Source organism: Pantoea phosphatilytica (assembly GCF_051025615.1).
GTDB lineage: Bacteria > Pseudomonadota > Gammaproteobacteria > Enterobacterales > Enterobacteriaceae > Pantoea.
The window spans coordinates 807513-834375 of the sequence record NZ_JBPFDF010000001.1 but is presented as its reverse complement, the minus strand read 5'-3'; the positions used below and the strand labels follow the sequence as shown (position 1 = coordinate 834375).

General features: G+C 53.1%; 18 protein-coding genes and 5 pseudogenes. 1 reads left to right on the top strand and 22 read right to left on the bottom strand.

What is annotated here, in order from left to right; all coding sequences use genetic code 11:
- Window positions 1–3: 3 nt before the first annotated feature.
- The 4 genes and pseudogenes from ACR6AS_RS04185 to ACR6AS_RS04170 form a co-directional block, all read right to left on the bottom strand.
- Window positions 4–801: a glycoside hydrolase family 108 protein gene (locus ACR6AS_RS04185; protein ID WP_434161966.1), complete on the bottom strand. Its 798-nt coding sequence runs from the start codon at window positions 799–801 to the stop codon at window positions 4–6.
- Window positions 770–928, bottom strand: a pseudogene (locus ACR6AS_RS04180) (RHS repeat-associated core domain-containing protein); the annotation flags it as partial. The pseudogene ACR6AS_RS04180 and the gene ACR6AS_RS04185, both read right to left, overlap by 32 nt.
- Before the next feature lie 520 nt (window positions 929–1448).
- Window positions 1449–1835 (bottom strand): hypothetical protein, encoded by a 387-nt coding sequence (locus tag ACR6AS_RS04175; RefSeq protein ID WP_418797349.1) that lies wholly within the window; start codon window positions 1833–1835, stop codon window positions 1449–1451.
- Between the two features lie 9 nt (window positions 1836–1844).
- Window positions 1845–2807 (bottom strand): annotated as a pseudogene (locus ACR6AS_RS04170) (RHS repeat-associated core domain-containing protein); the annotation flags it as partial.
- A 56-nt stretch (window positions 2808–2863) separates the two neighbouring features.
- Here ACR6AS_RS04170 and ACR6AS_RS04165 point away from each other — a divergent pair.
- Window positions 2864–3034 (top strand): annotated as a pseudogene (locus ACR6AS_RS04165) (SymE family type I addiction module toxin); the annotation flags it as partial.
- 49 nt (window positions 3035–3083) lie between these two features.
- On the opposite strand, the gene ACR6AS_RS04160 reads toward ACR6AS_RS04165, so the two are convergent.
- The 18 genes and pseudogenes from ACR6AS_RS04160 to ACR6AS_RS04075 form a co-directional block, all read right to left on the bottom strand.
- Window positions 3084–3359, bottom strand: coding sequence for a hypothetical protein (locus tag ACR6AS_RS04160; RefSeq protein WP_434161224.1), 276 nt, complete (start codon window positions 3357–3359; stop codon window positions 3084–3086).
- A gap of 1 nt (window position 3360) precedes the next feature.
- Window positions 3361–4173: pseudogene (locus tag ACR6AS_RS04155) on the bottom strand (RHS repeat-associated core domain-containing protein); the annotation flags it as partial.
- Window positions 4174–4216: 43 nt separating this feature from the next.
- Window positions 4217–4606, bottom strand: a complete 390-nt coding sequence (locus ACR6AS_RS04150) for an Imm50 family immunity protein (protein WP_434161221.1) — start codon at window positions 4604–4606, stop codon at window positions 4217–4219.
- Window positions 4607–4615: 9 nt separating this feature from the next.
- Window positions 4616–5599, bottom strand: a pseudogene (locus tag ACR6AS_RS04145) (RHS repeat-associated core domain-containing protein); the annotation flags it as partial.
- 695 nt (window positions 5600–6294) lie between these two features.
- Window positions 6295–6729: a type IV secretion protein Rhs gene (locus ACR6AS_RS04140; protein WP_367395420.1), complete on the bottom strand. Its 435-nt coding sequence runs from the start codon at window positions 6727–6729 to the stop codon at window positions 6295–6297.
- Window positions 6726–10676 (bottom strand): RHS repeat-associated core domain-containing protein, encoded by a 3951-nt coding sequence (locus ACR6AS_RS04135; protein ID WP_434161217.1) that lies wholly within the window; start codon window positions 10674–10676, stop codon window positions 6726–6728. The genes ACR6AS_RS04140 and ACR6AS_RS04135 overlap by 4 nt, the downstream gene beginning before the upstream one ends.
- Before the next feature lie 453 nt (window positions 10677–11129).
- A complete protein-coding gene (locus ACR6AS_RS04130; protein ID WP_434161215.1) occupies window positions 11130–11765 on the bottom strand; it encodes an ankyrin repeat domain-containing protein in 636 nt (211 codons plus the stop codon).
- Window positions 11766–12074: 309 nt separating this feature from the next.
- Window positions 12075–12803 carry an ankyrin repeat domain-containing protein gene (locus ACR6AS_RS04125; RefSeq protein WP_434161213.1) on the bottom strand — a complete coding sequence of 243 codons (729 nt, stop codon included), beginning with the start codon at window positions 12801–12803 and terminating at the stop codon, window positions 12075–12077.
- Window positions 12800–14062, bottom strand: a complete 1263-nt coding sequence (locus ACR6AS_RS04120) for a Tle-like phospholipase domain-containing protein (protein ID WP_434161210.1) — start codon at window positions 14060–14062, stop codon at window positions 12800–12802. The genes ACR6AS_RS04125 and ACR6AS_RS04120 overlap by 4 nt, the downstream gene beginning before the upstream one ends.
- The gene (locus tag ACR6AS_RS04115; protein WP_434161208.1) at window positions 14055–15209 is read right to left on the bottom strand and encodes a DUF2169 family type VI secretion system accessory protein; all 1155 of its coding nucleotides are present in this window, start codon (window positions 15207–15209) and stop codon (window positions 14055–14057) included. Before ACR6AS_RS04115 ends, ACR6AS_RS04120 begins: the two co-directional genes overlap by 8 nt.
- A 2-nt stretch (window positions 15210–15211) precedes the next feature.
- Window positions 15212–17359: a type VI secretion system Vgr family protein gene (locus ACR6AS_RS04110; RefSeq protein WP_434161206.1), complete on the bottom strand. Its 2148-nt coding sequence runs from the start codon at window positions 17357–17359 to the stop codon at window positions 15212–15214.
- A gap of 16 nt (window positions 17360–17375) precedes the next feature.
- Entirely contained in the window at window positions 17376–18872 is a 1497-nt protein-coding gene (locus tag ACR6AS_RS04105) for a serine/threonine protein kinase (RefSeq protein ID WP_434161204.1), read from the bottom strand.
- 29 nt (window positions 18873–18901) lie between these two features.
- Window positions 18902–21511 carry a type VI secretion system ATPase TssH gene (gene tssH, locus ACR6AS_RS04100; protein ID WP_434161202.1) on the bottom strand — a complete coding sequence of 870 codons (2610 nt, stop codon included), beginning with the start codon at window positions 21509–21511 and terminating at the stop codon, window positions 18902–18904.
- 53 nt (window positions 21512–21564) lie between these two features.
- Complete coding sequence (gene tssG / locus ACR6AS_RS04095) at window positions 21565–22611, bottom strand: type VI secretion system baseplate subunit TssG (protein WP_111140768.1); 1047 nt, start codon at window positions 22609–22611, stop codon at window positions 21565–21567.
- Window positions 22608–24479, bottom strand: a complete 1872-nt coding sequence (gene tssF / locus ACR6AS_RS04090) for a type VI secretion system baseplate subunit TssF (protein WP_418802504.1) — start codon at window positions 24477–24479, stop codon at window positions 22608–22610. Before tssF ends, tssG begins: the two co-directional genes overlap by 4 nt.
- Before the next feature lie 2 nt (window positions 24480–24481).
- Window positions 24482–25057 (bottom strand): type VI secretion system baseplate subunit TssE, encoded by a 576-nt coding sequence (gene tssE, locus ACR6AS_RS04085; protein WP_111140770.1) that lies wholly within the window; start codon window positions 25055–25057, stop codon window positions 24482–24484.
- Window positions 25047–25874 carry a type VI secretion system accessory protein TagJ gene (locus ACR6AS_RS04080; RefSeq protein WP_367395407.1) on the bottom strand — a complete coding sequence of 276 codons (828 nt, stop codon included), beginning with the start codon at window positions 25872–25874 and terminating at the stop codon, window positions 25047–25049. Before ACR6AS_RS04080 ends, tssE begins: the two co-directional genes overlap by 11 nt.
- Window positions 25875–25889: 15 nt before the next feature.
- Window positions 25890–26855, bottom strand: coding sequence for a hypothetical protein (locus tag ACR6AS_RS04075; RefSeq protein WP_367395406.1), 966 nt, complete (start codon window positions 26853–26855; stop codon window positions 25890–25892).
- Window positions 26856–26863: the final 8 nt, after the last annotated feature.

The window sequence follows — 26863 nt, the reverse complement described above, 5'->3', positions numbered from 1 at the left end:
CTGTTAACCTTTAAAATCCAGACAATCATTAACCCTGTTTATCCAGCCGTTAAGGTTAGGTAAGTTTTTTGGGTCAGATATGGTCAGGTTAGTGTAATATTGCTTTCTGATTTCAGCAATACTATTACTTAGTTTACCTGAATCCTCTACACTATTCATAGCAGAAATTGTATCAGGTCCTATCACTCCATCAATCTTCAAATTCTGTCCATATTGACTATTCAGAAGTTTTTGAATCTGCTTACCTGCACCGCCAGAGGTAATACTCCAGTCATAGGACATCAACGCTAATTTAGGGTCTTTGATATCATTAAAACCGCTTGGATCCCAGTACCTTTTCTTATAAATAACCTCAGCCTGCTCTGGAGTGATTTTTTTCAGATTTTCTAAGGTTGGCTCAACGCCAAGATCCTCTTTTGAATATTTTTTCCACGTTTTCCAGGCAATACCATGATTTGTAGGACCACCCTTATCAGAAGCACGGTTTGCATAACCACCTTCATGCCTTAAAATTATTGGTGAAATAGTGGAAAAGTTATCACCATTTTTGGGCGCAGCCGCCCCTGTCGCCGGGGCCGCCGCAGCCTTTGGCGCAGCAGGTGCCGCCTGCCCTTTCTGCTTCGGCGGGAACAGATTCTCTACCGCCTGACTGATGTTCTGTTTATGACTGGATCCCGGTGCGCTTGTGCCCGGTTTCGCGCCATCCGTGTTCAGATTCAGTTTTCCGCCCGAGGTGGTGATATGGCCATCACCCTGCACGAAAATGCGGATTCGGCGCATACTGATAAAGGTTAACCCCACCAACAAGCCCTATTGGGTCCTGGCTCACAAACCTGCCCGCATCCGGATCATAATAGCGAAAACGTTTATAGTGCAAACCTGTTTCCGCATCGAAATACTGGCCCTGATAGCGCAGCGGCTGATAAATCGGCTCTGCATTCTCCACTGCTGCCTGCTCTGTGCGCCAGATAAAATTGTAAGCGAAAGACCTGAAACGCCTCTACGATATAAGATGAACTGAGATTCGTACTCTATATCGATCTGTGCAGACTCATTTGTAACAGTTGAGAGAAGCTTTCATTAGGTCAGATCTAGACGTGATATCATTAGACGTGTTTCTCCTTCAGCAGGCGGTCGCTGTTACAATTGCCGCAACAGCTGTCATTTCAGTGATTATCTTTATAAAAACTCATCAAATCTCCGAAAGTAAAGAGATCTGGGCTTTATCAAATCTAATCAATTTAAAATCAGTGCTGAAAAAAATCACATCCACGCAAAAATTAAACTCTCATAACATATAAGAATAAAAGAGCGTATCCTTATTTTTATTTTCGAGTGACCAGCCACCCTAACATAAATTATTTTTAAAATCTAACATTAAAAATATTTTAAAAATAATCATCCTCGCTATGCTGATAACACCGCTACAGAATGAAATACTATAAACATTATCCATCGATATATACGCTACACTTTTGGAATATAAAGTCATCAAAAGAGAGAGAGATCTCCCAGCCATTTTTTTTCTGATGCATGTATCTTTTCCCTTCCTTATTCAAAACGTCAAGCTTAGCATAGGATGCCAAATTCCAATTAATAATATTAATATTACTACAACCTGAACCATTCAATTCAATTACAATCACATCATAATCTTCACCCCATACACCCCATTTACTTACATCCATTGCCGGCTTCTGCTTAATATGAATATTTAATGAAAGCCGACCTTGCACATCAAGCATGATCTGTCCAAGGTAAACGTCACTAACTATGCCTTCAGGATAAATTTTATTTAAAAATTCTTTTCTTTTTATAAATTCAAAGAGATTCATAGGTATTCCTCAAAAATTATAATGTCCGTGAGTGCCAGGAATACTACCAGTATTCAAGTTTGTAATTGGTCTCACATTGAAGTGAGGTTCAGCACCATGTAAAGGAGTAGCTTTTTCATGTCCCAAACTATGTTCTTGCAAAACTACAGTTTTGCCATTTTTAGCTTCAAAATGATACTGTCTTACCTGGACTGGCATACCTTTTTTGTCAAGAACTTTTTTACCATAGCCGTCAAGTAAATCTACGCGATCAACTCGCGGTTGGCTATGCATTGGTATTCCTGCATCACGTTTAGCCTGCCTGAATGCATCCCTACGACTAATACCTTCATAAGTTGTTTTCTTATTTGGTGCACATTTAGTTAACCCAAGCGGATCCACCCAACTCAGCGGATTCGGCGCATACTGATAAAGGTTAACCCCACCAGCAAGCCCTATCGGATCCTGACTCACAAACCTGCCCGCATCCGGATCATAATAGCGAAAACAGTTATAGTGCAAACCTGTTTCCGCACCGAAATACTGGCCCTGATAGCGCAGCGGCTGATAAATCGGCTCTGCACCCTCCACTGCTGCCTGCTCTGTGCGCAGCGTATTACCCCAGGCACGATAGACGGCTCGCCAGACTACACTGCCGTCAGCACCAGTCAGCTCGCGTGGCAGACCTGAGACATCATTATGAAACCAGTGGATCTGTGCATCGTGCTCCGTTTCACCCTGCTGCAGACTGATCTGCGCCAGCGGAGCAAAGCTGTCATCCTCGTAAATCCAGATATGCCGACGTGAGCCTCTCTCTTCACTCAGCAGGCGATTACCTTCCCGGATGAAGCGCGTGATACGAAAAGCATCGCGTTTTCAGCTTCGGCGGCCAAACGCATCATAGCCATAGGTGGTCCGCTGTTCAGTTCCGTTGCGGGTACTCACCGATTCGGTCAGCTGATGTTCAGTATTCCAGATAAACTGCTGTTCTGTGATAGACGGCTCGCCACACAGCAGTTAAACACATTGCTGCCCTAAGTCAGTGGCAGGTGGGAACCGGCGTCAGCCTGAAGGTGCTGGACGGCTGTCTGCTGCTGATCCCCGACAACCGCGAGGAGACCCGGCTGAGACACGAGCAGGCGCAGCTTGCACGACAGCGGCGCGAGATGGAGCAGACCCGCCAGCAGGCGCTGGCATTGCTGGCTCAGGTCAGCGGCTAAAAATAAAGCCGGAAGGATCACGGGGATCGCTTCCGGCTATTATCATTGGTTAGGCATCATTTTCAGCATACTGGATCAATCGTAAGCACTGATCTTTTATTGAAGGTTTCTGATCAAAGCTCGATAGCCAGCCTTCTAAAAACTCTTTTGCGAGGAATATTTCTATAAAATACTCTGCATTTATTTTTGCCGCTTGATCCGGCAGGCCACCATCATCTGGTTCAGTTGCGATAACAACCTCAGTCTCAGGTGTCCAGGGTTTCGCATAAATTGTATCGTCGCTATCGAGGTTATCCAGCTGATTTATAACGTCAGTCAAAATCATTTTATTTCCCCCACACGGCGTACCTACCGTAACCATCAGGATGTAATATTTTCCAGAACTCACTACCAGATGTGTGCTGGGAACGAGGAACCAACCGCATTAACCCGTCTTCAAGTTCATGGTGCCATGTCCAGCCTGTCGGAGGTTGTCTTGGTGCCAGCCCAGTAGGCGTACGCTCCAGATTTATTCCTAACCCTTTCATATTTTGTGCAAAGTCTTTATCAGACTCCATCGCTTTCAATAGCGATTCGTTTGCCTCTTGAAAATGTCGGCCACGTGAAAAACCAGGATAGGAAGTTTTAAAAAGTTTCATTTTATAGGCGGTGGAATAAGCCGAAGGTGGTTTACCAGCACTACACTTTGTCAACCCCAGCGGATCAAGCCAGTTCAGCGGATTCGGCGCATACTGATAAAGGTTAACCCCACCAGCAAGCCCTATTGGGTCCTGACTCACAAACCTGCCCGCATCCGGATCATAATAGCGAAAACGGTTATAGTGCAAACCTGTTTCCGCATCGAAATACTGGCCCTGATAGCGCAGCGGCTGATAAATCGGCTCTGCACCTTCCACTGCTGCCTGCTCTGTGCGCAGCGTATTACCTTAGGCACGATAGACGGCTCGCCAGATTAGACTGCCGTCAGCACCCGTCAGCTCGCGTGGCAGACCTGAGACGTCATTATGAAACCAGTGGATCTGTGCATCATGCTCTGTCTCGCCCTGCTGCAGACTGATCTGCGCCAGCGGAGCAAAGCTATCATCCTCGTAAATCCAGACTTGCTGGCGCGAGCCTCTAACCTCGCTAAATATTATATTTATACAAAATAATCAAATTATATCATTCCTATTGAAAGCCAAATCAATCCCATCCTATATCAGTATACGGGCTAATATTTTCTATTGTCAGAAACTCCGATTCACAAAAGATAGAGCCCACCTCACTTTTTATGCTAATTGTAGATTTACCTTGAGAGCTATGAATATCCGGATTGCATATAATGTTAACCTTGGAGCAATTAGCATTAAATTTTTTTACTCCATCAAAACCCAGAACAATATTCATCGCATTATATCCATTACCATCCCATTTCTGTGGGTGTTTTTGAGGGATGCCTTTAATGCTGAACAAGAATCTGATGGATGATGTTTCATGAAAGTAGAATCCATTTAATTGGGCGTCTTTTAATTCAAAAACATCACCAAACATATGAGTTATTTTTTCTTTATGTAAAGCACATTCAAACCACATATCAACTCCTTATGGAAAATTATAATGACCGTGAGTTCCAGGAACACTACCGGTATCTAAAATTTTCCCAGTCACTGGTTCGACTGGCCTTACGTTAAAATGTGGTTCAGCACCATGTAAAGGTGTTGCTTTAGCATGTCCTAAACTATGCTCCTGAATTACCACAGTCGAACCATTCCCGTCTTTGAAATGGTATTGTCGAGTTTCAATAGGGATCCCATTTTTGTCTCTCATATAATCACCATATCCGTCACCTAATTTAGTTCTACTAACTTCGTAAGGCTGCTGATTCTTAGGTATTCCTGCATCACGTTTAGCCTGCCTGAATGCATCCCTACGACTAACACCTTCATAAGTTGTTTTCTTATTTGGTGCACATTTAGTTAACCCAAGCGGATCCACCCAACTCAGCGGATTCGGCGCATACTGATAAAGGTTAACCCCACCAGCAAGCCCTATCGGATCCTGACTCACAAACCTGCCCGCATCCGGATCATAATAGCGAAAACAGTTATAGTGCAAACCTGTTTCCGCATCGAAATACTGGCCCTGATAGCGCAGCGGCTGATAAATCGGCTCTGCACCCTCCACTGCTGCCTGCTCTGTGCGCAGCGTATTACCCCAGGCACGATAGACGGCTCGCCAGACTACACTGCCGTCAGCACCAGTCAGCTCGCGTGGCAGACCTGAGACATCATTATGATACCAGTGGATCTGTGCATCGTGCTCCGTTTCACCCTGCTGCAGACTGATCTGCGCCAGCGGAGCATAGCTTTCATCCTCGTAAATCCAGATATGCTGACGTGAGCCTCTCTCTTCACTCAGCAGGCGATTACCTTCCCGGATGAAGCGCGTGATACGAAAAGCATCGCGTTTCCAGCTTCGGCGGCCAAACGCATCATAGCCATAGGTGGTCCGCTGTTCAGTTCCGTTGCGGGTACTCACCGATTCGGTCAGCTGATGTTCAGTATTCCAGACAAACTGCTGGTCTGTGATAGACAACTCGCCACACAGCAGTTAGAGACATTGCTGCCCTAAGTCAGCAGCTGAAGGTAAAAAGCCGGAAGGTTCGTTAAGAACGCTTCTGGCTATTATTATTCGTAGACTTTATCAGCCATTAAAAATTCTGCAAAAAACTTTCCAATTCGTATCCTTTGGCAACTCTTATCGAAAAACCACTGATTTGCCACTTTTAATTTTAACAGGACACCCTCAACTTTAAGGGCATATTTTTTATAACATTTAATTTGATAACTGTTAACTAATCTTTATTTTCAATCCGAGACTAGCTGTGCATTAGTATGTATGCATTACAGTCATCTAACCTGAGTAAATTATTTTCACTAATGCCTTCATGCTTTTTTTATTATTTGAAAGATATTTACTCAACCCGATCGGGTCAACGAGGAAAGTGGATTCAGAGTGAACTTTTAATGTCAGCACTCCCGGCCAGTCCCAATGGATACTGGCTTGCAAGCTTGTCAGCATCCAGGTCATGATAGTGAAAGTATTATTTTTTCCTAATAAACGCTAAGCTTATCGCCCTGTATCATTTGCGCCTAATACCCACTCAAAATATTACGTGCCAAATTAAAAATGCAACGCTTGTTTTTCTCTGGGTATTATACGCTTATCGAGATTACTGACAACCCTAATCCCACGCAATTAATTAAATACCAGTGTAATCACTAACCTCTAACACCTAAATCAAGATAGCCTTCTGTAGTAATAGCAAAACACCACCTCGCTCTCTCATCGAAAAAATAATGATGCTGAGGGATATTGTTGATTGCATAGATCACAAAAGACGAAAAATTTTCCATGTTAAGTGAAACTGCAAAATCAAGCGAAGAGTCATTAACATAATAAATATTTTTGGCATAAATTATAAGTTTACTCAAACCACTTTTTTCAATAAACTCTTCAACTTCCTTGTCAACTTTTGATGATTTAAAGTCCACTGGCTTTTCAATGTGTAACCCTAATGAATTCCAATCTATTTTTGAACCTTTCCAATTGAATGAACTTGATAGAATGTCCGCAATTGGCTCCCATTCATTAATAATGATTGGCCTAGGATTCAACTTACTCACATCCAATAAAACCTCTTCATCTAGAGTCATTTTGTTCTCCACGGCTTTGACGGCAAATTAAATAACTTTTGTAATCTTTTCACTGATGATTCTGTTGCTTCAAAAAGATAATGTTCACCCTTGTCTTTCCCGCTGAATACATTTATATGAGCACCGCTACGGTCATCATATTCGATTCTAAATCCAGTTTTACCATCAGCAGTTGTCATTCCTATGGGCTTGCCTTTAGTAGCACCAAATTTTCCGGTATTAACTCTCTCAGCCCTGAAGCCCCTCTCTTCGAGCCATTTTAACGCTTTGTTTCTAGCCTGTTCGAAGCTATCTTTGCACTTACTCAAGCCCAGCGTATCGATCCATGTCAGCGGATTCGGCGCATACTGATAAAGGTTAACCCCACCAGCAAGCCCTATTGGGTCCTGACTCACAAACCTGCCCGCATCCGGATCATAATAGCGAAAACGGTTATAGTGCAAACCTGTTTCCGCATCGAAATACTGGCCCTGATAGCGCAGCGGCTGATAAATCGGCTCTGCACCTTCCACTGCTGCCTGCTCTGTGCGCAGCGTATTACCCCAGGCACGATAGACGGCTCGCCAGACTACACTGCCGTCAGCACCAGTCAGCTCGCGTGGCAGACCTGAGACATCATTATGAAACCAGTGGATCTGTGCATCGTGCTCCGTTTCACCCTGCTGCAGACTGATCTGCGCCAGCGGAGCAAAGCTGTCATCCTCGTAAATCCAGATATGCCAACGTGAGCCTCTCTCTTCACTCAGCAGGCGATTACCTTCCCAGACAAAGCGCGTAATACCAAAAGCATCGAGTTTCCAGCTTCGGCGGCCAAACGCATCATAGCCATAGGTGGTTCGCTGTTCAGTTCCGTTGCGGGTACTCACTGATTCGGTCAGCTGATGTTCAGCATCCCAGACAAACTGCTGATCTGTGTGACGGCCACTCTGCTTGCGCGTCACATTACCAAAGCCATCGTAGGTCCAGCGTTTGTCTTCATAAACCCTGAGTCGGTTGTCCTGCAGGGGCTGCGCCTGAGAATCACTCAGCAGATTATGCGCCGGATCAAAGGCAAAACGCTCATCACGCGCCCGCGTCATACGTCCCAGGGCGTCATATTCGTAGCGATGATCGCCCGTGTATTTATCCGTCATCTGCATCAGCTGGCCGTCGCGTCGCCAGACATATTCGCGTGCCACCGCTGATTGTGCCCCGCGGCTGGCGCGCTGGCTTATCAGCCGGCCCATCTCATCGTGCACATATTCGCTGGTGATTGCGCCCTGGGTGCGGCGCACTTCCCGGTGCAGAACGTCACGTTCACTTTCGCTGATGACCCGGTTACCCAGGTTAACCTGAACCCGATGTCCGCTGCCGTAGTACAACTGCTTCAGTTCCTGGCCATCCGGTAAAATGGTGTGCGTCCGGTTACCCAGCTCGTCATAGCTGTGGCGCAGTTCATAACGGTGCCCCCGAACCAGCGTCAGTTCAGTAAGCAACTGTCCGGCATCATCCCATTCGAGTTCAGAGCGTCCGCCGTGGTTGACACCTGCCGTAAGGCGTCCCAGTGCATCGTAACGATAGCGGGTACGTTGCCATGTCGCATCTCCACCGCGCGACACCAGCTTTTCCAGCAATCTGCCTGCAGCATCCCGCTCATAACGTGACTGGATGAGCGGCCCACTTCCATCGCCCTCTTCAATTCGTGTCAGCAGCCAGCCACTGTCATCATATTCATAACGTGTCCTGCAACCATCAAAGCCCTGCTCCTCTATCCTGTTATCGCGGGCATCGTAGCGGAATGTATAGCGCGCGCCATTTTCATTGATCAGTGCGGTCAGACGACGGGCCAGATCGTACTCATAGCCAATGCTGTGACCAGAGGCATCCATCCGCGTTAACGGCAAGCCGTCAGCCGCCAGCGCCCAGCGGGTTACCTGCCCCTGAGGATCCTGCCAGGCAATCAGCCGTTTCCAGCGGTCAAACTCAAAGCTTTCCGTTCCACCATCGGCATGCACAATACGCTGGGGCAGGCCATTCCATCGGTTATAGAACCGGGTATTATTTCCTGCCGCATCCGTCTGCTGCTTCATCCAGCCATATTTGTCATAGTCAAAGGTCGATGTGCGCCCTGAGCAATCGGTATGACTGATAAGAAAGTTGGCCTGGTTCCAGCATAACGTTTGTACGCCTGCCGCAGCATCACGTACCCTGACCAGATTGCCACGGTCATCATGGTTGTATTCTGTAATGCGTCCTATCTCATCCGAAAAACGGATTAAGTTTCCTGCTGTGTCGTAGATAAATTCACGTGTTCCGCCCAGCATGTTGGTCACACGAACCGGCGTGTTCCAGCGTTCGTGATAATCAAAACGTGTAGTCTGACCATCTGGCTCAATGATGGCCGTACAGTTGCCGCGTTCATCATATCGGTAGCGCGTTATCCGGTCGCTCTGGTCGGTGAGTTGTGTCATCTGACCGCGGGTATTACGTCTGATACGAATATGCCCTTCCATCGCATCCTGATAGCCAATCAGTTCCTTATTGTCGTCAAAGTCATAGCGTGTCACGCGTCCCAGTACATCAGTGACCGTTGTAGTCTGACTGCCATATTCAAAACGCCATTCCCCGCCGAGGCTGTCGCGATGTGCCAGTACCTTTCCTTCAGGAGCATAGGTGTCATAGTGATAAAAACACTCCATTTCGCCCGCGCGACGATGCGCCACCATAATGTGGTTACGGTAACGGAATTCACGCAGCACCTCGTTGAGTTCGTTACGCACAGCGACCAAATCACCCTGTGGTGAATAATCGTACTGACAGAGCACTTCAGCATTCAGAGGATCTGAGGGGTGGCAGACACTGACACCGGTGATACGGTAAAAGGGAATACCTGCATCCGACTCAAATCGTGAAAAAGCGATATTGAATCGACGTCCGGCGCTGTCTTCAATCTGCACCGGCAGATGCAGGATGTTGTAACGAATATTAAGGCGGTTGCCGTGACGGTCGCTGATGGCGGATAGCAGCCAGCGGTCAGATTCAGTTTTATGTGTAAAGTGCCAGTGCTGACTTTCATCCGCAGAGGAAATACGGAATTCATCAGCCTGCGGCTGAGAAAGATAGAGTTGCTCATAGCGATGAAGCTGAGGCTGACGGCCCGGTTCGGGCAGAGGGAATTCTATTTCGCGGCCCTGTTCATCGATCAGGATCAGCAGCCCCGCTTTCTTACGGACTTCCTGTGAGAACGGTAACGACCAGCCTTGCCCCAGCCAGCCATTGCCGATTTCATCGGAAAAATAGTAGCGTTGCCAGTTAAGGGGAACCGAGGCTGGAAAAGAAAAATCATTATCTTCAGGACCGAATAACAGTTTGATACCCAGTACAGGGTTAACCGGACTACCAATCGCCATCTCGACCTGCGGCAGAGGCCTTGCCGGAATTTTGCACGGCTCAGTCTTTTTCTGCGCATGTCCTTTGTCACTGCCTCCTTTTCCGCTGCCCGCTTTCTTCGCGCTGATAACTTCATCAGCTTCTTTTTTAGCGGCTTTAGCTTCAGCTTTAGTGGCGGTTGTTTCGGCTTTGACGGCTGCTTTTTCTGCCAGTTCAGCACCTTCTTTTGCAATACCCTTGCCCACTTTCGCGGCTTCTACTGCTTTACCAGCCTTTGCTGCCAGCTTACCGGCTTTAAACGCTGCCCCACCACCGGGTACAAAGTTAGCCGCCGCCGATGCAGCTGAAAGTGCTGCGTTACCATAATCGCCTTCTGCGGTGTAAATTGCCGCGTTCGCGCCGTCAGCCACCGTGCCAACAATTGGAACTGCGCCTAACACGTCCAGACCGGTATGGACCCAGTCGCCATAACTGCTCCACCAGCTTTTCTTTTTCGGCGGGTTGGCACTGCCCGCCGCCACATGGCCTTGTGGCGCAGGCGCATATTGTAATTTACCAATCGTGTTTCCGGTTGCCATTGGAGCTCCGTGCGAAAATATACAGGTTAAAGAAGGATTTTTATGTTAAGCGTGCTTATTCAGATAAGGCATGCGATGCAGTTCAGGTAAAAATTTTCACCAGGTTCCGCTTAAGGATTTATTCATTGCGCCGAGAAAAAAAAGATAAAGTAGCCAGATTTTTTCAAAAGGGTTTTTATATAAAATCAATGAGTGAGATCGTAACATACAGGCATGCAATAATTAAAATTCCAGAGCAATCATCATAATGCCCACATTATTCAGGTGCGAGGATTGATACCAGTACCGCACCATCTCGCTATCATGCCAGAAAGTGAATAAGTCAGGATTTATCACAATGCATCTGACACGTCAGCCAGCACTTCTTAGCGCCTGTTAAATCGCGAGCAGAGCGGTTTAAGCAGGCCGTTATGCAATCTGAACCTGTCACTAATTATAAACATGCCGGATTCATCAGTCTGAATTCATTGCACGCTCAGGCATCCATCTGAAGCTGTTTTTTAATTTGACCCAAATATCTGTTAATTTTTGTGGGTTAATTTTTTTATCTTCCAGCTTATCGATTGCCATCTTATTATCTTTATTGGTATTACTGATGGTTTTATCCAAAAACTGATTAAAAGTTACATTATTAACATCAGTAATATTTGCATCTGCGCCATGATTGAGAAGGTATTCAACCTGATCATATTGTTGACCATACATACCTTGAAAAATTGCCGTTTGACCTAAGCTATCTTTTGCATTGACATCAGTACCAATCTCTACGAGATATTTAAGAGTCGGGAAGGATCTTTCATTGGTTGCATAAAATATTATCGGCGTACTTTCAAACCTCGCATTTTTATCCATCCCGCCTTTAATTAAGGCTTTAAAAAACACAGGGTCTGCGTATCCCGCTGTATTAGTTGCCACAGATCCCATGTCGACAACGTATTGGACAGGATTAGCGCCATGTTTTACTAACGCACTCATTACATTAAGTCTGTTAACATCTTTATTTGAAGCTTCGCTAAGGGCATAATACAGAAGCGTAAGTCCTTTCTCGCCGGGCTTATTGAGATCAGTTTGCGTTGATAATTTTTCCACCTTATCAACGTTGCCATCTTCAATTGCCTGAGCCAGTTATAACTGACTTCCTGAAAAAAATTCTTCCGGATGAATTGCATTCATATTACAAGCCTGAAGAGTTAACAAATAAAATGAAAAAACCATGCGCCTGATAAGGCTCAAGCTGTACCTCTAACGATTAGATGCAGATTCAAAGAACTTATTACAAATAGTGACAGGGACTCTGTTTTTTATGGTCTGACCCTCGTGCTATAGGCCAAACTAGCACGCAAATCGTTTGAAGATTTGCGTGCAACTAACCTATACCACTTAGCCTCTTCCGAAACCCTATCGGTTTGCTTGTGCCAGCGCTTTTATCTCTTTCAGCTTATCAATGGCTTTCACGCTTTCTTTATTGGTATTATTAATCGTCCTATCCACTAATTGATTAAACGTTAATTTATTGATATTAGTAACATTTGCATCGGCACCATGATTAAGGAGATATTCAACCTGATCATATTGCTCACCATACATTCCTTCAAAAATTGCGGTTTGTCCAAGACCATCTTTGGCATTGACGTCAGTACCAATCTCTACAAGATATTTTAAAGTTGGAAAAGCCCGTTCATTGGTTGAATAAAATATTATTGGTGTGCTTTTAAATTTCACATTTTTATCCATCCCTCCTTCAATCAATGCTTTGACGAAAACAGGGTCTGAATATCCCGCTGTATTCGTTGCCACCGATCCCATATCAGAAACGTATTGAACAGGATCAGCACCATGCTTCACTAAAGCACTCATTACATTGAGTCTGTTAACGTCCTTACTTGAAGCTTCACTGAGGGCATAATACAAAAGCGTTAAGCCCTTCTTGCCTGGTTTGTTAAGATCAGTCTGCGTTGATAACTTTTCTACCTCATCAACGTTGCCATCTTCAATTGCCTGCGCCAGTTGTAACTGACTGCCTGAGAAATACTCTTCCGGATGGATCTTTTTCATATCACCACAAGCCTGTAATGTTAAAAACGAAAATAAAAAAGGCAAAAAAATCATCTTTCTTAGAATGTTCAAATTTTTTCTCCTGTAATCGTTGCTATATCGTGGCTCTTTTCTAACTCAAGACAATGTATCACTTGCTCCATGCCGTGCAACGTGACAGGATTGCCCTCTCCGCCGGATAGATTGTGCCTGATACCTACAGAGTCAGGCGCCTTTCCTGCAATATACGCCTTTAACATAGCCAGCCCAGGCCCATACTTCAGTCCAAACTCCAGCAACCTTCCGGTATTAATCTCCTGAACATCAGTCAATATCTCTCCTTTCACTCTGAATGCATCGATATTCTTTGCATCTCCGGAACCCGATGAACCGGAATATCGTGATACAGTATTCTGGCTTAATCCCGCAGCATTAAATGTCCATCCTTTAACATTGCCCGCTTCTGCTGCAGAAGACGCTAATCCACCACCGAGAGAATGACCGACCACATCAACATTATCAACTGTAGGTAAATTCTTACCTATTATAACTGCTTGTTTATAATAGCTAGATTCTTTGTTAACTCCCTGATTGATATTTTCCTTCCAGTCTTCAATCTCCGTTTTTCTTGTGCCGCGAAAAACAACAGATGTTTTCATATCATAACCAAATACAGCCGGATCCGGCGCATAAACTCTGGCTCTGAACCCCGGAGCCCCGTCAGCAATAAGATTTTCAGGTTTCAAATTTATTTTACCTAGTGCCTCTGGATCATTACTTATATCAATCCATCCTTCAGGCATACCGGGGGTTGGTTCAGATGGTTCTCCTCCATCATAAATCACTGAGGCTAAACGAGCTTTTTCAACGGCGGTGTTATCCAGTTCAAGACGATTTGCTGCAGCCTGAACATTCTTATCGCTACTGAACTTTCCCAATTCAATCAGGTGTTTACGGTATTTCCATCGTTCACTTTTGGACATGCCAAGCATGCCTGGCAAGAAACTGCCATTCATGAAAAACATATCCTGAACTCTGATAATTCTGAAACCGCCTATGTTGGTATCAGGACTGTGTTCAATCGGCCAACAATTGCCCTCCACCGTTCCGCTGGTAACACCCTTGTTCGTTCCTGCTGCATCTCCAATCGTTTTGGGCACAAAACTTTGATTGAATACAAAGGCAGGATGCCCATTAAATTTGACAGAATTGATTGTGGATGAAGATGAGCCAAGCGTGGTCTGTACGGGATAGGGGACGGGAGATTGCGATCCCGGCGTAAAACAAAGATCAGGTGCCATACCTACTACTTTGTATGCACCATCTTTACGGGCAGCATAATTTTCAGCCATTCGTTTTCACCTGGTGTAATTTAGCCAACAGACTCGGTGGTAAAGGCACAAACTGGCGTGAAGCAGAGTGACTATTATGGCTTGCGGCAAGCGCCAGCTGTTGCTGGCGTTGTTCCGCTTTGATGAAACGCAGTTCGGTCATGACCGGCTCCATAAGTTCCGAAATTACAGTACGATAGCTACAATGTACTTTTCGCTCATCCAGGTCGATAACCAGCGTATCAAGGACCATATCTTTTGCCACTCCAGCCCCTTTCTCCGTGGTAATAAATACAAAAAGTGATTCCACGGGTACCTGCAAATAAATCTGCTGATTCTCAATCTCACGGGATGAAATAAAATAACGCAGCGTTACAGGTACACTTTTGAGGGGTTCCGGTAAGGGAAATTGCATTAAAGGATGCGCGCCATTCCAGTAAGCAAAGTTAAAATCCTGCGGCAGTAAAGGATGACGATCTTTTCGCCATTTTTCATCGTAACGTCCTGCCAGTTCAATCCTTCCTTGCCAGCCTCGGCCAAAAAAGCCAAAACCCGCAGGTGATGACTGTTGATCAATTTTTTGTACTGGCTGTGTTGGCCACTCGATCTGTGGGGCTGTCAGGCGCTGGGCTTTCAGGTTTTTCAGTACTTCGGGAGGATACCATCCCATCCCAACACTGTTTACCGGAGAGGCAATAATTTTTTCACCCTCTAAAGAGTACAATCCTCCCACTGCGTATTCGTAGCGAAGATCCAGCGATGTTATCGGTTGAGATTCACTTAGCTGCCAGGTGGCAATCATCTTTCGCCATTCACGCGGTCCATTAATTTTAATGAGACGGGTAAAATCCCCCAACTGAACGCCAGCGGTAAAACTTTTTACCGGCTTATCTTCAGGTGCCCAGGCGGTCGCATTAATGACCACATCCATACGTGGTTTATAAGGGGCCAAATCGCTTTCAAATCGGACACTGCTCCGGCCCTGCTCAACGAAATAGCTATCCTGCTCAACCAGCTCACCCTGATCCTCACAGAAAACCAGTTCACCACTTTTTATATCCAGATCATAGCTAAGACGGGCAACGACTGTTGAAAAGCCATGGTCGTGTTGATCTAAGGAATCAAAGAGTAATGCCGGAAAGGCAGTTAAATTGGCAAAATTTTCCATAATCAGTTGATGTCTATCTGTGTGCCATCGATATCAATCACCTTCTCACCAACCAGCTTGATTTTATTCGCGCTGATGGTGATGGTGCCGTTCTGCTCGAGCACAATCATCGATTCGCCACATACTAGGGTGATTTTGTCTTCAGCACTGAACTCTGCATTTGTTCCGGCAGAAAGTGCGATATCCCGCCCGGCATTCAGCGAATATTTCATAGCGACATTGTGCATCTGCATTGCGCCGACATTAGTCATCCAGCCAGCGCCGACATTGAGCACATAGGCTGCGCCGATATTCGTGTTCTGCGCCAGGCCAACATTGAGCATTGACGCCAGAGCAATCGTTTCAGTTTTCGTCTGATCCACTTTCAGTGTCTGATTGCCATTTATCGTTACCGACTGATTCTGCCCAATCCGCACTTTCTCATTCTGATCGACCGTTTCGGTGCGATTGCTATGCACGGTGATGGTTTCATTACCATCCACCGTCTCAGTACGGTTCTGATGAACGGTAATGGTTTCATTCTGATCGACCGTTTCAGTGCGGTTTTTCTTCACCTCGGTGGTTTCATTGCCACCGATGGTTTTGGTCCGGTTGCTGCCAACACTGAGGGTTTCATTGTTTTCCACCTCCGTGTCCATGTTCTTTTCAGCATGCAGCCAGACCTGCTCTTCACCCGCCTTATCCTCAAACCTCAGCGCATTCGCGGTGTCCGCCGTGCCATCCTTTGACCGGCTTAAAAACCCCATCTGCGTCGCCGCCGCCGGCAGCGCCCACGGCGGCATGCTCGCCTCGTTGTACACGCGGCCGATGATCAGCGGACGATCCGGGTCGCCGTTGATGAAGTCCACCACCACTTCATCGTTCACGCGCGGGATCTGCACCCCGCCGAACCCCTGGCCCGCCCAGGCGCTGGAGACGCGCACCCAGCACGAGCTGGTGTCATCGCCCTTCGCCAGACGGTCCCAGTGAAACTTCACCTTCACCCGCCCGTAGCGGTCGGTCCAGATGGACTCGCCTTTCGGCCCCACCACCTTCGCGGTCTGCGGGCCGTGCGTCTTCGGCCACGGCGTTTCCGGCGGCGTGCGCCACGTCACCGATGACGGCAGCACCGTGAAGTCGATGTTGTGACGGCTCGCCCCGCCGTCGCCGCTGGCGTACGGGTTTTCGGCGAAGTCATAGGTGGCCGAGGTCACCAGGTACTCGCCGTTGTCGCTGAAGTGCGGCGCGTTGAGTATCGAGAAGGTAAAGCCCGGCGCGATGCCGGTGGCCGTGCCCGACCCGCTGACGCGGTGGTGCTCCGCCTGCCATACCTGCTGGCGGATGCGCGCGTAGGACTCGCCGTGGCTGTGGTCAACAAAGTGACCCGGCCAGTCGTAGACGTCCACCGACCCCGGCACCGGCGACGCCGGGTTCTGCCGCGCCTGCAGCATCCACGCGTTCGGCTTGCGGAAGTCGTAGTCGTCGGTGCTGTAGATGCCCGGCGTCACGCTCTCCGCCAGCGACCACTGGCTGATGCCCTCTTCCGTCACTACGCCGCCCGACGGGGTGACGTGGTAGGGGATGGTCCCGTAGCCCGGAAACGCCTGATGCTGGTCCGGCGCGTCGCACAGCACCAGCGTATGCCTGTCCGCCTCGTGGCGGAAGAAGTAGTACATCCCCTCCAGCTCCATCAGGCGGCTGATGAAATTCAGGCTGCTCTCCTGATACTGCACGCAGTACTCCCACACCCGGTAGCTGCCCGCCAGGCGCGTCTCGACGTTCACGCCGTACTCCTTCAGCAGCATCTGCACTATCTGCGGCACCGTCTGGCTCTGAAAGATGCGCAGGTTGCGGTCGCGCTGCATCGGCCACAGGTCCGGCTCCACCGTCAGCTCATAGAGCGCGTAACGGGTGCCGCTCAGCTCCTGGCTGCGCACCGCGACACGGGTGATTTTACCGTTGAGGTAGCGCGGGTTCAGCGCACTCAGCAGGCCGCCGGCCGGCAGCGTGAAGGTCACCGGCTGGCCCAGCAGGGCGTGGCGGTCGATGCGCGCATCGGTGGAGAGCAGCTCGGCGGTGAGCACAAACGGACGCGAAAGCGTCTCGGTGCCCCTGAGCGTGTGGAACAGCAGGCCGTCCGCCGGCAGCTGTGCAGTAATGCGTGAGAACATAAGTAATCCCTGACTTTTAACTGTGTGGATCGAGCAACCAGACGCCTTCTTCGCTGATGGTCAGCGTCTGCTGGCGGGTGCCGTTCTGGCCGCTGATGGCGAAGGTGTAGCTACCCGGTGCCAGTTGCAGCGTGGCGAAGCCGTTTACCGCCGGCACCAGCGCCTGTGGCTGACCGTTCACCTGAACACGCTCACCCTGCTGCAGACGGATATAGACCTGCGCGACCGGCGCGGCTGGCGGTGCCGGTTGCGGCTCCGGTGTAGCTGTAGGGGCGGGTTCGGCACGCTGGACCGGCGTGCTGGCGGCCGTCTCTGTGGGTTCGTCCGTCTGGGTTGGCGGCGCGGTAACCGCAGGGCTGGCCGGTGTAGCCGTGGCGGCAGGCGCGTTGTTCTGCGCCGTTTCCGCCGGTGGCGTCGCCTGCTGGCCGCCCGACATCAGCAGCCCCGCACAGAGGCCCACCAGCACACCCGCGGCAACCAGGCCCGGCAGCGCAAACCGGTGTCCCAGCCATGTTTTCAGCGGCGAGTCGGGTTTGCTGACCACCTGCTCTTCGACAGGCACCAGCATGGTGCCCGGCCCGCTGATTCTGGCGCTCAGCAGTGGTTCCGGTTCGCGTTCCGGCAGCGCCATCAGCGCCGCAAAATCATCGATGCTCTGTGGACGATCTTCCGGCTTCAGCGCCAGCGCGCGATCGACGGCGCTCAGCAGCGATGCGGAGTAACCCGCCAGACGGCGCTGCACCAGCGGCTGATAGTTATCTTCGATGCTGCGAACCACGCTCACCGGCGGCGGCGCCCCGGTAATCAGGGTATGCAGCACCGCGCCCAGCGCGTAGATATCGGTCCATGCGCCCTGCTCGCTCTCGTCGTTGTCACTGTACTGTTCAATCGGCGCGTAGCCGGGACGCAGCATGGTTTCACTCTCATCGGACAGATTGCCGATGGTTTTCCGGGCCGATCCGAAATCCAGCAGGATCGGCTCGCCGCTGCTCTGGATCTGGATGTTATCCAGCGAGATATCGCGATGCAGATAACCCGCCTCATGGATGGTTTTGATTGCGCCCAGCAGCGGCGGCAGCAAGCGGCGGATCCAGGCCTCATTGACCGACTGAGGATGACGCTCTCGGAAGCTGGAGAGCGTGGTGCCGCTGTAGAACACGGTGCCCATATAGGCGGTGTCGTTCTGCACCCAGAAACGCAGCACATGCAGCAGGTTCGGGTGATTGAAGCGCGCCAGCAGTCGCGCCTCCTGAATAAAGCTGTTCAGTCCGGCGTGAAAGGTTTTGCTGAAACGCTCACTGCGCAGCACCAGGTTGAGGTCATCGCTGCGCACCGCCAGCGAGGCGGGCATAAACTCTTTAATCGCGATATCGCGTTCCAGCTGGTGATCCCAGGCGCGATAGACGATGCCAAAGCCGCCACCGCCGATGACCTCTTTGATTTCAAATTCATTGAAGCGGTAACCCAGCGGCAGGGCGTTGGGGACATTCAGGGGTTGATCATGTTCCGACATATTCGAAAACTCTCTGATAGCTAACGGCTTTAAACAGCAAACTGGCAGACAAATTCGCCCTGCTCACAGCGCACATCTACGCGGCGATAGCGTTCATCGCGGGCGTGGGCGCTCAGCAGTATCTGGCTCATCTGCGGTAACAGCGTGTTGGTGAGGATGGCGTCAACCATGCGACCGCCCGACTCGACTTCGGTGCAGCGCCGGACGATCTGGCTGACCACAGACTCATCGATCTGCGCCTCAATGCCGTGGTTGTCGGCCAGACGCCGCACGATGCGCGCCAGCTGCAGCCGGACAATCTCCGCCAGCATCGCATCGCTGAGCGGGTAATAGGGCACCACCAGCAGACGGCCCAGCAGCGCAGGCGGGAAGACCTCCAGCAGCGGCTTACGCAGCGCGGTGCTGAGGGCATCGGGATCGGGCATCAGTTCCGGATCGGCGCACATGGCGCTGATCAACTGCGTGCCGACGTTCGAGGTCAGAATGATAATGGTGTTGCGGAAATCAATGTGGCGACCCTCGCCATCCTCCATCCAGCCTTTGTCGAACACCTGGAAGAACAGCTCGTGCACATCGGGATGCGCTTTCTCAATCTCATCCAGCAGCACCACGCTGTAGGGGCGACGGCGCACCGCTTCGGTCAGGACGCCACCTTCCCCGTAGCCGACGTAGCCCGGCGGTGCGCCTTTCAGCGTGGACACGGTGTGTGCTTCCTGGAATTCACTCATGTTGATGGTGATGATGTTCTGCTCGCCGCCGTAGAGCGACTCCGCCAGCGCCAGCGCAGTCTCGGTTTTACCGACGCCGGACGGGCCGCACAGCATAAAGACGCCTGCGGGCTTGTCGGGATTATCGAGGCGCGCGCGCGTGGTGCGCACCCGCTTCGCAATCAGCTCCAGACCGTGGCGCTGTCCGATGACGCGCTGGTTCAGGGTGTCCGCCAGATTCAGCACGGCGTCGATCTCATTCTTCACCATCCGGCCCAGCGGAATGCCGGTCCAGTCTGACACCACGGCAGCCACCACGCCTGCATCGACGGCGGCAAACAGCAACGGGGCCTCGCCCTGCAGCGCTGTGAGCTGCTGCTGCGTGGCGTCGCGCTGTTCGCGCAGCGCCGGGTCATCTTCGGTGACGCAGCGGGCGCGCAGCGCAATCAGTGTCTCAACCAGTTCGCGCTCCTGTAGCCAGCGCCTTTCCAGCGCATCCCGTTCGGCCTCCAGGGTCTGGCGCTCGTCTGCCATCGCCTGCTGGCGGGTCACATCGCCCAGTCCGACCCGGATTTCGCGCGCGACGATCTCCGCTTCAATCTCCAGTGCGGCCAGACGATGCAGGCAATCCTCCAGCGCCGCAGGTTGTGCGCCCTGGCTGACCGCGACACGGGCGCAGGCGGTGTCCAGCAACGCCACTGCTTTGTCGGGCAGCTGGCGCGCCGGAATGTAGCGATGCGACAGTTTTACCGCCGCCGTGACCGCGTCATCCAGCAGCAGCACCTGGTGATGCTTCTCCAGCGCGCTGACGGTGCTGCGCAGCATCAGGATCGCCCTGGCTTCATCCGGCTCCTGCACCTGCACGGTCTGGAAGCGACGGGTCAGCGCCGGATCTTTCTCGATATACTTCTTATATTCCGCCCAGGTGGTCGCGCCGATGGTGCGCAGCTGGCCGCGCGCCAGGGCCGGTTTCAGCAGGTTGGCGGCATCGCCGGTGCCCTGCTGACCGCCCGCGCCCACCAGGGTGTGGATCTCATCGACAAACAGCACAATCGGCGTCGGGCTGGACTGAACCTCATTGATCAGCGCCTGCAGCCGCGCCTCAAACTCCCCTTTCATCCCGGCACCGGCCTGCAGCAGGCCGATATCCAGCAGCCAGAGCTGCACGTCGCGCAGCGGCGCAGGCACATCACCCGCCGCGATACGCAGCGCGAGGCCCTCGACCACCGCGGTTTTACCGACGCCCGCCTCGCCTGTCAGCAGCGGATTGTTCTGGCGGCGGCGCATCAGGATATCCACCATCTGGCGGATCTCGTCATCACGCCCGGCTACCGGGTCGATTTTGCCGTCGCGGGCGCGGGCGGTCAGATCCTGTCCATACTGCGCCAGGGTGCTGCCGCCTGCGGCAGGCGGCACGCCTGCGCTCTCTGCCGGGGCGCTCAGCGCCTGCTGCGCCTCTTTGCTGCTGCTGAGCAGCGCATCAAAGTCCGCCAGCAGGGCATCGGCGTTGACGCGGCTGAACTGGCCGGAGATGCCTTTCAGTACGCTGGCCAGGTTGAAGGTTTTGAGGAGGCCGACCAGCAGATGGCCGCCGCGAATGCGGGTTGCGCCATATTTCAGCGAGGCGTAAACCCACGCCCGCTCGACGGCGCTGTCGATATGCTCGGAGAGGTCGGAAACCGCACTGGCGCCGCGCGGCAGACGATCGAGAGCGGCCACGATATCCTGGGTCAGCGCCTTTTCGTCCAGTGAAAAATGTGTGATGACCTGCTGTAAGTCGCCATCCTGCTGCTGCATCAGCTGATGCAGCCAGTGCACCAGTTCAACATAGGGATTGCCGCGCAGTTTGCAAAAGGCGGTGGCGCTTTCCAGCGAGGTAAATAACAGCGTATCCAGTTTGCCGAACAGTACGGCACGGCTGATTTCTGACATAGGGGGCTCTCTTCAATGAAAGACGCAGGCTGTGTAAGGGCAAAGCGGTTGAGTCAGCGCAGGGCGGCCTCAACCTCAAACATAAAATCTTCACGATCCTGTGGCTGCGGCGTCTGCCCCAGCCAGCTGGTGTAACCGAGTCGCGCGGTGCCGCCCAGCGCCACGCCCTGCACGTCGTCAGCGGCAAGGATCAGGCTGAGATCCCACTGCATTTCGATGCCGAGGTAGTGACGCACCCAGTCGCGCAACTCCTGCGCACCGGGGGCATCCGGCAGAAAGTGGGCATACTGCGCGGCGCTGAGCGGCCCCAGGTGCAGGCGAAAACGATGCTGCACATCGCGCACCGCCACGCCGAGAAACGCCGAGACGCCCAGACGGGGCATGTGGCGGCCTGCGCCCAGCCGGGCCTGATCGCGGCTATCCAGCGTCAGCCAGTGCGGCAGGTTCTGGGTCAGCCTGACCGGCACACCAAAGTAGTGGCGCAGAATACGCACCAGCCCTTCCGCATCATGACCGTGACGGCTGAGATGTCCCACCAGCATCAGACGGGCATGAAGGCTCAGCGAGCTGGCCTGCTGCTGGGCCGGTAATCCTATCCCCGCCAGGCAGGCGAGGTAGTTCAGGAAGCGCCGGTCGTCGGGGCGATCCAGCGACACGGTCGGCTGCGCATCCGCCCAGGCGCGGTAGAAGAGCAGCGTGGCGCGATGATGAAACAGGTCAGCGAACGCCGAGAGGCTGTGATCCTGATGATGCACGATGCGTTCGTGGACATACTCGGTCAGATGGGTCGGCAGCGGGCCATTGGGGCCAAACAGACCAAAACTGTAGATCGACAGGTCGTGACGCCCCGCCTCGTCACGCGGCGCGGCGCTGGCGATGGCGGCGGGCGCAAACGCCAGCGAGGGTGCCTGGCCGATACGCACGGCCTCAAACTTCGGCAGCGGTGCCCGTCCCAGCGGATAGCGCTGTCCGCCCTGCGCATCCAGCCGCCGCAGCAGCTGGAACAGATCGTAGCGCCAGGGCGCGGCCATCAGCTGCTGCCAGAAATCCTCCGGCAGGCGGGTAAACCGTGGCAGTGGAGTGACCTTTTCGTGTCTCATATCAGCGCTTTCCGGCCCATGCGCGGCGGCCAGTAGCCCACCTCGCCGCGCTGCTGGCTGTTCAGCGTAAATTCGGTGAAGCTGTTCAGCGCCACTAAACGGCTGCAGACCCGCTCCAGCACGCTGCCGAGCAGCCACGGGCTGGCACCGGAAAACGCCTGCTCATCGACTTCCAGGCTGATACTGACGCCGCGCGCAAACACCACCGGGCCAGGTTCCGGCACGCGGCGGTTAACCGCGCTGAGCGTACAGTGGCGGATGCCGTCGATCTGACGGGCGACCGGCGCGTCGGCGAGGTTCGCATAGAGGCTCAGCAGCTGGCGCAGCGCCGCCGCGCCCTCACCTTCGCGGCTGTCCATCAGGCTGAGATAGTTCATCTGCAGATGGCTGATCAACCGCCACGCGGAGAGCCCCTCGGCCAGCGCCGGACGCGGGGGCGTCGGCCCTTTGCACAGCTTCAGCTCCCCTACCGGAATCGAGTCCGGCATCACGAAGTTACCCTGATCCTGTTGTAACATCAGCGGCAGATCGCGGCTGGTACACATCACCTCAGCAGAGAGATAACGCACTCCGTCGCGCCACGGCGCATGATGCTCATCCACCAGCGACAGGAAGACTTCTGAACCGATGTAGCCGGTGCGGGTGCCGTAGCGCTGTGCCTGCTCTGAGAGGGTGCGCTGCTCACGGCGCAGCGAGAAGTAAGCGCCATAGTCGCCCTCGTCGCCGCTGAAGGTGCTCCAGAACGGGCGAAAGACCTGCTCTTCACGCTGACCCTCGACGGTAGCGAACAGCCGCTGAACCGAATGCACCTCATAATCCAGTGGCCGGATGTTATCGACCACCAGATGATATTCATGCTGGCTGTCGCTGACTTTCAGGCGCTCGGCGGTTTTGGGAAACAGATTGATGACCGGCGTGCAGTGCAGCGCCAGATGTGAGCTGTCCACCACGCTTTCGAGGGCGCTGTCGGCTTTGTCGAGCAGGATGATGATGTCGAATGCCGTGGCGCTGTCGCAGCGGCGCAGGAACGGTGCCAGCTCGCCCAGGCTGATAAACTGGAAGCGGGCCGGAAATGCAAAGTACTCCTGCAACAGACGGTAGCCGTCGAAGTTGCGCAGATCGTCAGGCAGCAGCGCCTGTTCGGGCGCAAAGCCCTCCTGCTGCAGCGCCTCATCCGTCAGAACCTGACGCTGTGGGCGCTTTTCGACCGACTGCAGCACGATGCCCACCCGGTGCTGCATCAGCAGTTCCAGCAGCTTCAGCGCCTGGATGTCCGGGCCGCTCAGGAACAGCATCAGGTCGTTCACGTTAAGCTGGCTCAGCGCCGAAATCCCGTCGCAGCTGATACGGATGCGCAGCGCGCTGGCCGCGCCCAGGCCGGTGAGTTTCAGTTCGCCAGAAGGGAGATCCCCAGGGACACCGCCGAGCGTGGCTTCGCTGATCCGCAGCGGATGCAGCACCACATCGTGCGCAGTGGTGTAACTGCAGGTGACGCCGGTCTTTTTCAGGTTCTGGCTCTCCATCATGGTGCCGCGCGGCACGCGAAAGCCCTGGGTGATATCCCCTTTGCGGCTGTCCGGCGTCAGCTGCGCAATCGCCATTGACGGCGTGGGCGAGAGATATGAAGGCGCGATCATCTCCAGCAGGCGCTGTGAGAAGCGCGGAAACTCCGCGTCCATCTTCAGCTGCACGCGCGACGTCAGGAAGGCGAAGCCCTCCATCAGGCGTTCGACGTAGGGGTCGGCCACCTCGATCCCGTGCATACCAAGACGCCCCGCAACTTTGGGGTAGCGCGTGGCAAACTCTGCCCCCATCTCGCGCAGGTAGGCCAGTTCGCGGTTGTAGTAGTCAAGCAGATTGCTGTCCATGATTATCCTGCATCCTGTAGTTCGAAGTGGCCGCTCTCCAGATCAACCTGGGTGCGAAACAGAAACGCCAGTGGATAAGGCACGCACCAGAGCTGCCCTTTAATTTCAATCGACAGCACGTTGTGCAGGCTCAGAGAGCCGAGATCGCTGATGCAGCGCACCTGCAGCCCCTGCGGCAGGATCCGTGGTTCGAAGTGCAGAATGGCGTTGGTCATTTTGCGCTGCATATCCTGCCATTCGAGGTCGGAGACGTTCTGCCCGGCCAGGGGTGCCACACCGAAGTTCCAGACGGATCGCTGCACATGGTCAAAGCCGCTGAGATCCTGCTGCGCTTCGTTGTTGATGGTGTTAAACAGCCACTGCAGATCGCGCAGGACGTGACGGCGCAGCGTACTGTGGGTGATCAACATGCTGTTGTCCGCCTCCTGCTCTTTATCCGGCGCGTTGTCGGTCAGGCGATCCAGCAGGGAGGATTGGAGCTTGTCGCGGGCAGTTAACGCATCACGCTTTTTGCGCGCGCGAAAGCCGCCATGCAGCTGCGCATAGCGATCGTTCTGCGCGCCGGAATCATGACTCATCGGCCGATCCGGCATCATCGAACACCGCCTTCTGCAGGTTCAGCAGTGAAAACTCCGCGCTATCGCTGAGCCACATTTTTTGTCCCTGACCGATGAACTGATCGCTCTCTTCGCCCAGCGGCAGCCACTCAGTGGCGCTGGCCCGCAGGAAATGCTCCTCCGTTTCTGCCCGCAGTGGATAGCGTGCCGGGATCTGGCAGACCTGTTCGCTGCCATCAATCAGCGCTATCCGCGTATGCCGCCAGACCAAATCGGTCACGCTGGCGGGTGCCTGAAACTGCATCTCACGGATCGCGGCAAACGGCAGCCAGTAGTAGCGCCCCTGATTAATGACTTCACACACCGGCCCGAAGCGGCTGTCACCATCCATCAGCCAGCTGAAGGCGGTCGGCTGATCCTGCTGCGTGATCGTGCCGGGACTGGCGGCGGCCAGGTCGAACGCCCCGGCCCGCAATGCCTGACCCCGCGCAGCCTCGCCCGCCGCGTCCGCCTGCAGGGCGGCCAGCAGCGTGTTACACCACGCCCAGGCGCTGCCCGGCAGCACCGGCTCCGCTTCACCGCGCAGCACCGCTTCCCGCTGCCGCTCGCCAGCGATCGCCTGCTGCAGCAGATTAACCGTTGGCTGAGCCTGCGGGCTTAACGCCAGCCAGGAGTGCAGTTGCGTCTGCGCGCGCGACCAGTTACCCGCCAGGCAGAGCAGCTGCACAAAGGCGGCCCGCAGATCGGCATCCGCCGGCGTGACCTGAATCTGACGCGTGACCTCAGCGAGCGTCTCGCCGATCGTGGCAGTGGCCAGATGATGTTGCAGAGATTGCATGCAGACTCCTTTGCGTCAGTTAACGGTGCGATAGACCGCGGCGGCGGGATCTTTCAGTTCGGGATGCAGTTTTTCCACCAGCTGCACGCTCAGCGTGGCATCGCCGCTGAGCCACGGTGACCAGACCTTGCGGACTTCCTGCAGACGCGCCTGTAGCTCACTCTGATCGGCCGCTTCGCTGACCGGCATCTGCACCACCACCTGCCGTGTCGCCTGCCAGCCGTTGAAGCGGTTGCTGAACGGCAGAACCAGCCAGCTATCCGGCGACTTCTCGTTGCCCAGCACCATGCGCTCACTATTAACCGTCGTAATATGCAGTTCGGCGGTAGGTAACTGATTGCTCAGTCCCGAAACCGGGAAGCCCTGCAGGAAGGTGACGCCGGTTGCGGCTGACGCACCGTTGCCCTGCTGCGTCAGGCTGCTGTGGCCGCTGAGCCAGCCATCGGCGCCACAGGTCAGCCCCTGCTTCGCCGGGATAAACAGCGCGCTGCCCTGCGCCGGATGTCGCCACCAGGTGCGGAAATGGCAGCCATCCAGCAGGCTGAACTGCAGCCAGGGTGAGGTATCGGCCTGAGCCGCGTTGAGTAAGGGGTCAGCAGCCACAGCGGAAGCTGGCTGTTGCGGCGCGGCCGGCGTCACGACGGTTTTCCACTGCTGAGGGCGGGCGGCACTGCCTGTAGCAATCTCAGCGCCCTGCTCGTCCGTCAGCTGCCAGTGCAGCGTCTGCAGCGGTTTACACTGTGAGGCCATCAGTCCGGCTACCCGGGGCAGAAACGCCTTCAGCACCCCGGCATCTTTTTCACCCAGGGTGACGATGCGTAGATTGACCGTGCTGTTACACCAGCTTGAGAGCTGGTTGTTTTTGACATCATCGATCCAGACATCCAGTTTCTGTGCCGGGGACTGGACGATGCGATAATTTTCAGCATAAACCTGCGTGCTGAGCAGCAACGCAGCCAGAGCCACTAATCCATATTTCATGTTGGCGT

Bases quoted from the DNA above. Each gene is read 5' to 3' on its own strand.
- ACR6AS_RS04080 (WP_367395407.1), bottom strand. From the start codon at position 25,874: ATGCAATCTCTGCAACATCATCTGGCCACTGCCACGATCGGCGAGACG.
- ACR6AS_RS04110 (WP_434161206.1), bottom strand. From the start codon at position 17,359: ATGTTCTCACGCATTACTGCACAGCTGCCGGCGGACGGCCTGCTGTTC.
- ACR6AS_RS04140 (WP_367395420.1), bottom strand. From the start codon at position 6,729: ATGACTCTAGATGAAGAGGTTTTATTGGATGTGAGTAAGTTGAATCCT.
- tssH (WP_434161202.1), bottom strand. From the start codon at position 21,511: ATGTCAGAAATCAGCCGTGCCGTACTGTTCGGCAAACTGGATACGCTG.
- ACR6AS_RS04120 (WP_434161210.1), bottom strand. From the start codon at position 14,062: ATGGCTGAAAATTATGCTGCCCGTAAAGATGGTGCATACAAAGTAGTA.
- ACR6AS_RS04135 (WP_434161217.1), bottom strand. From the start codon at position 10,676: ATGGCAACCGGAAACACGATTGGTAAATTACAATATGCGCCTGCGCCA.
- tssE (WP_111140770.1), bottom strand. From the start codon at position 25,057: ATGAGTCATGATTCCGGCGCGCAGAACGATCGCTATGCGCAGCTGCAT.
- tssG (WP_111140768.1), bottom strand. From the start codon at position 22,611: ATGAGACACGAAAAGGTCACTCCACTGCCACGGTTTACCCGCCTGCCG.
- tssF (WP_418802504.1), bottom strand. From the start codon at position 24,479: ATGGACAGCAATCTGCTTGACTACTACAACCGCGAACTGGCCTACCTG.
- ACR6AS_RS04150 (WP_434161221.1), bottom strand. From the start codon at position 4,606: ATGTGGTTTGAATGTGCTTTACATAAAGAAAAAATAACTCATATGTTT.
- ACR6AS_RS04075 (WP_367395406.1), bottom strand. From the start codon at position 26,855: ATGAAATATGGATTAGTGGCTCTGGCTGCGTTGCTGCTCAGCACGCAG.
- ACR6AS_RS04160 (WP_434161224.1), bottom strand. From the start codon at position 3,359: ATGATTTTGACTGACGTTATAAATCAGCTGGATAACCTCGATAGCGAC.
- ACR6AS_RS04115 (WP_434161208.1), bottom strand. From the start codon at position 15,209: ATGGAAAATTTTGCCAATTTAACTGCCTTTCCGGCATTACTCTTTGAT.
- ACR6AS_RS04175 (WP_418797349.1), bottom strand. From the start codon at position 1,835: ATGAATCTCTTTGAATTTATAAAAAGAAAAGAATTTTTAAATAAAATT.
- ACR6AS_RS04105 (WP_434161204.1), bottom strand. From the start codon at position 18,872: ATGTCGGAACATGATCAACCCCTGAATGTCCCCAACGCCCTGCCGCTG.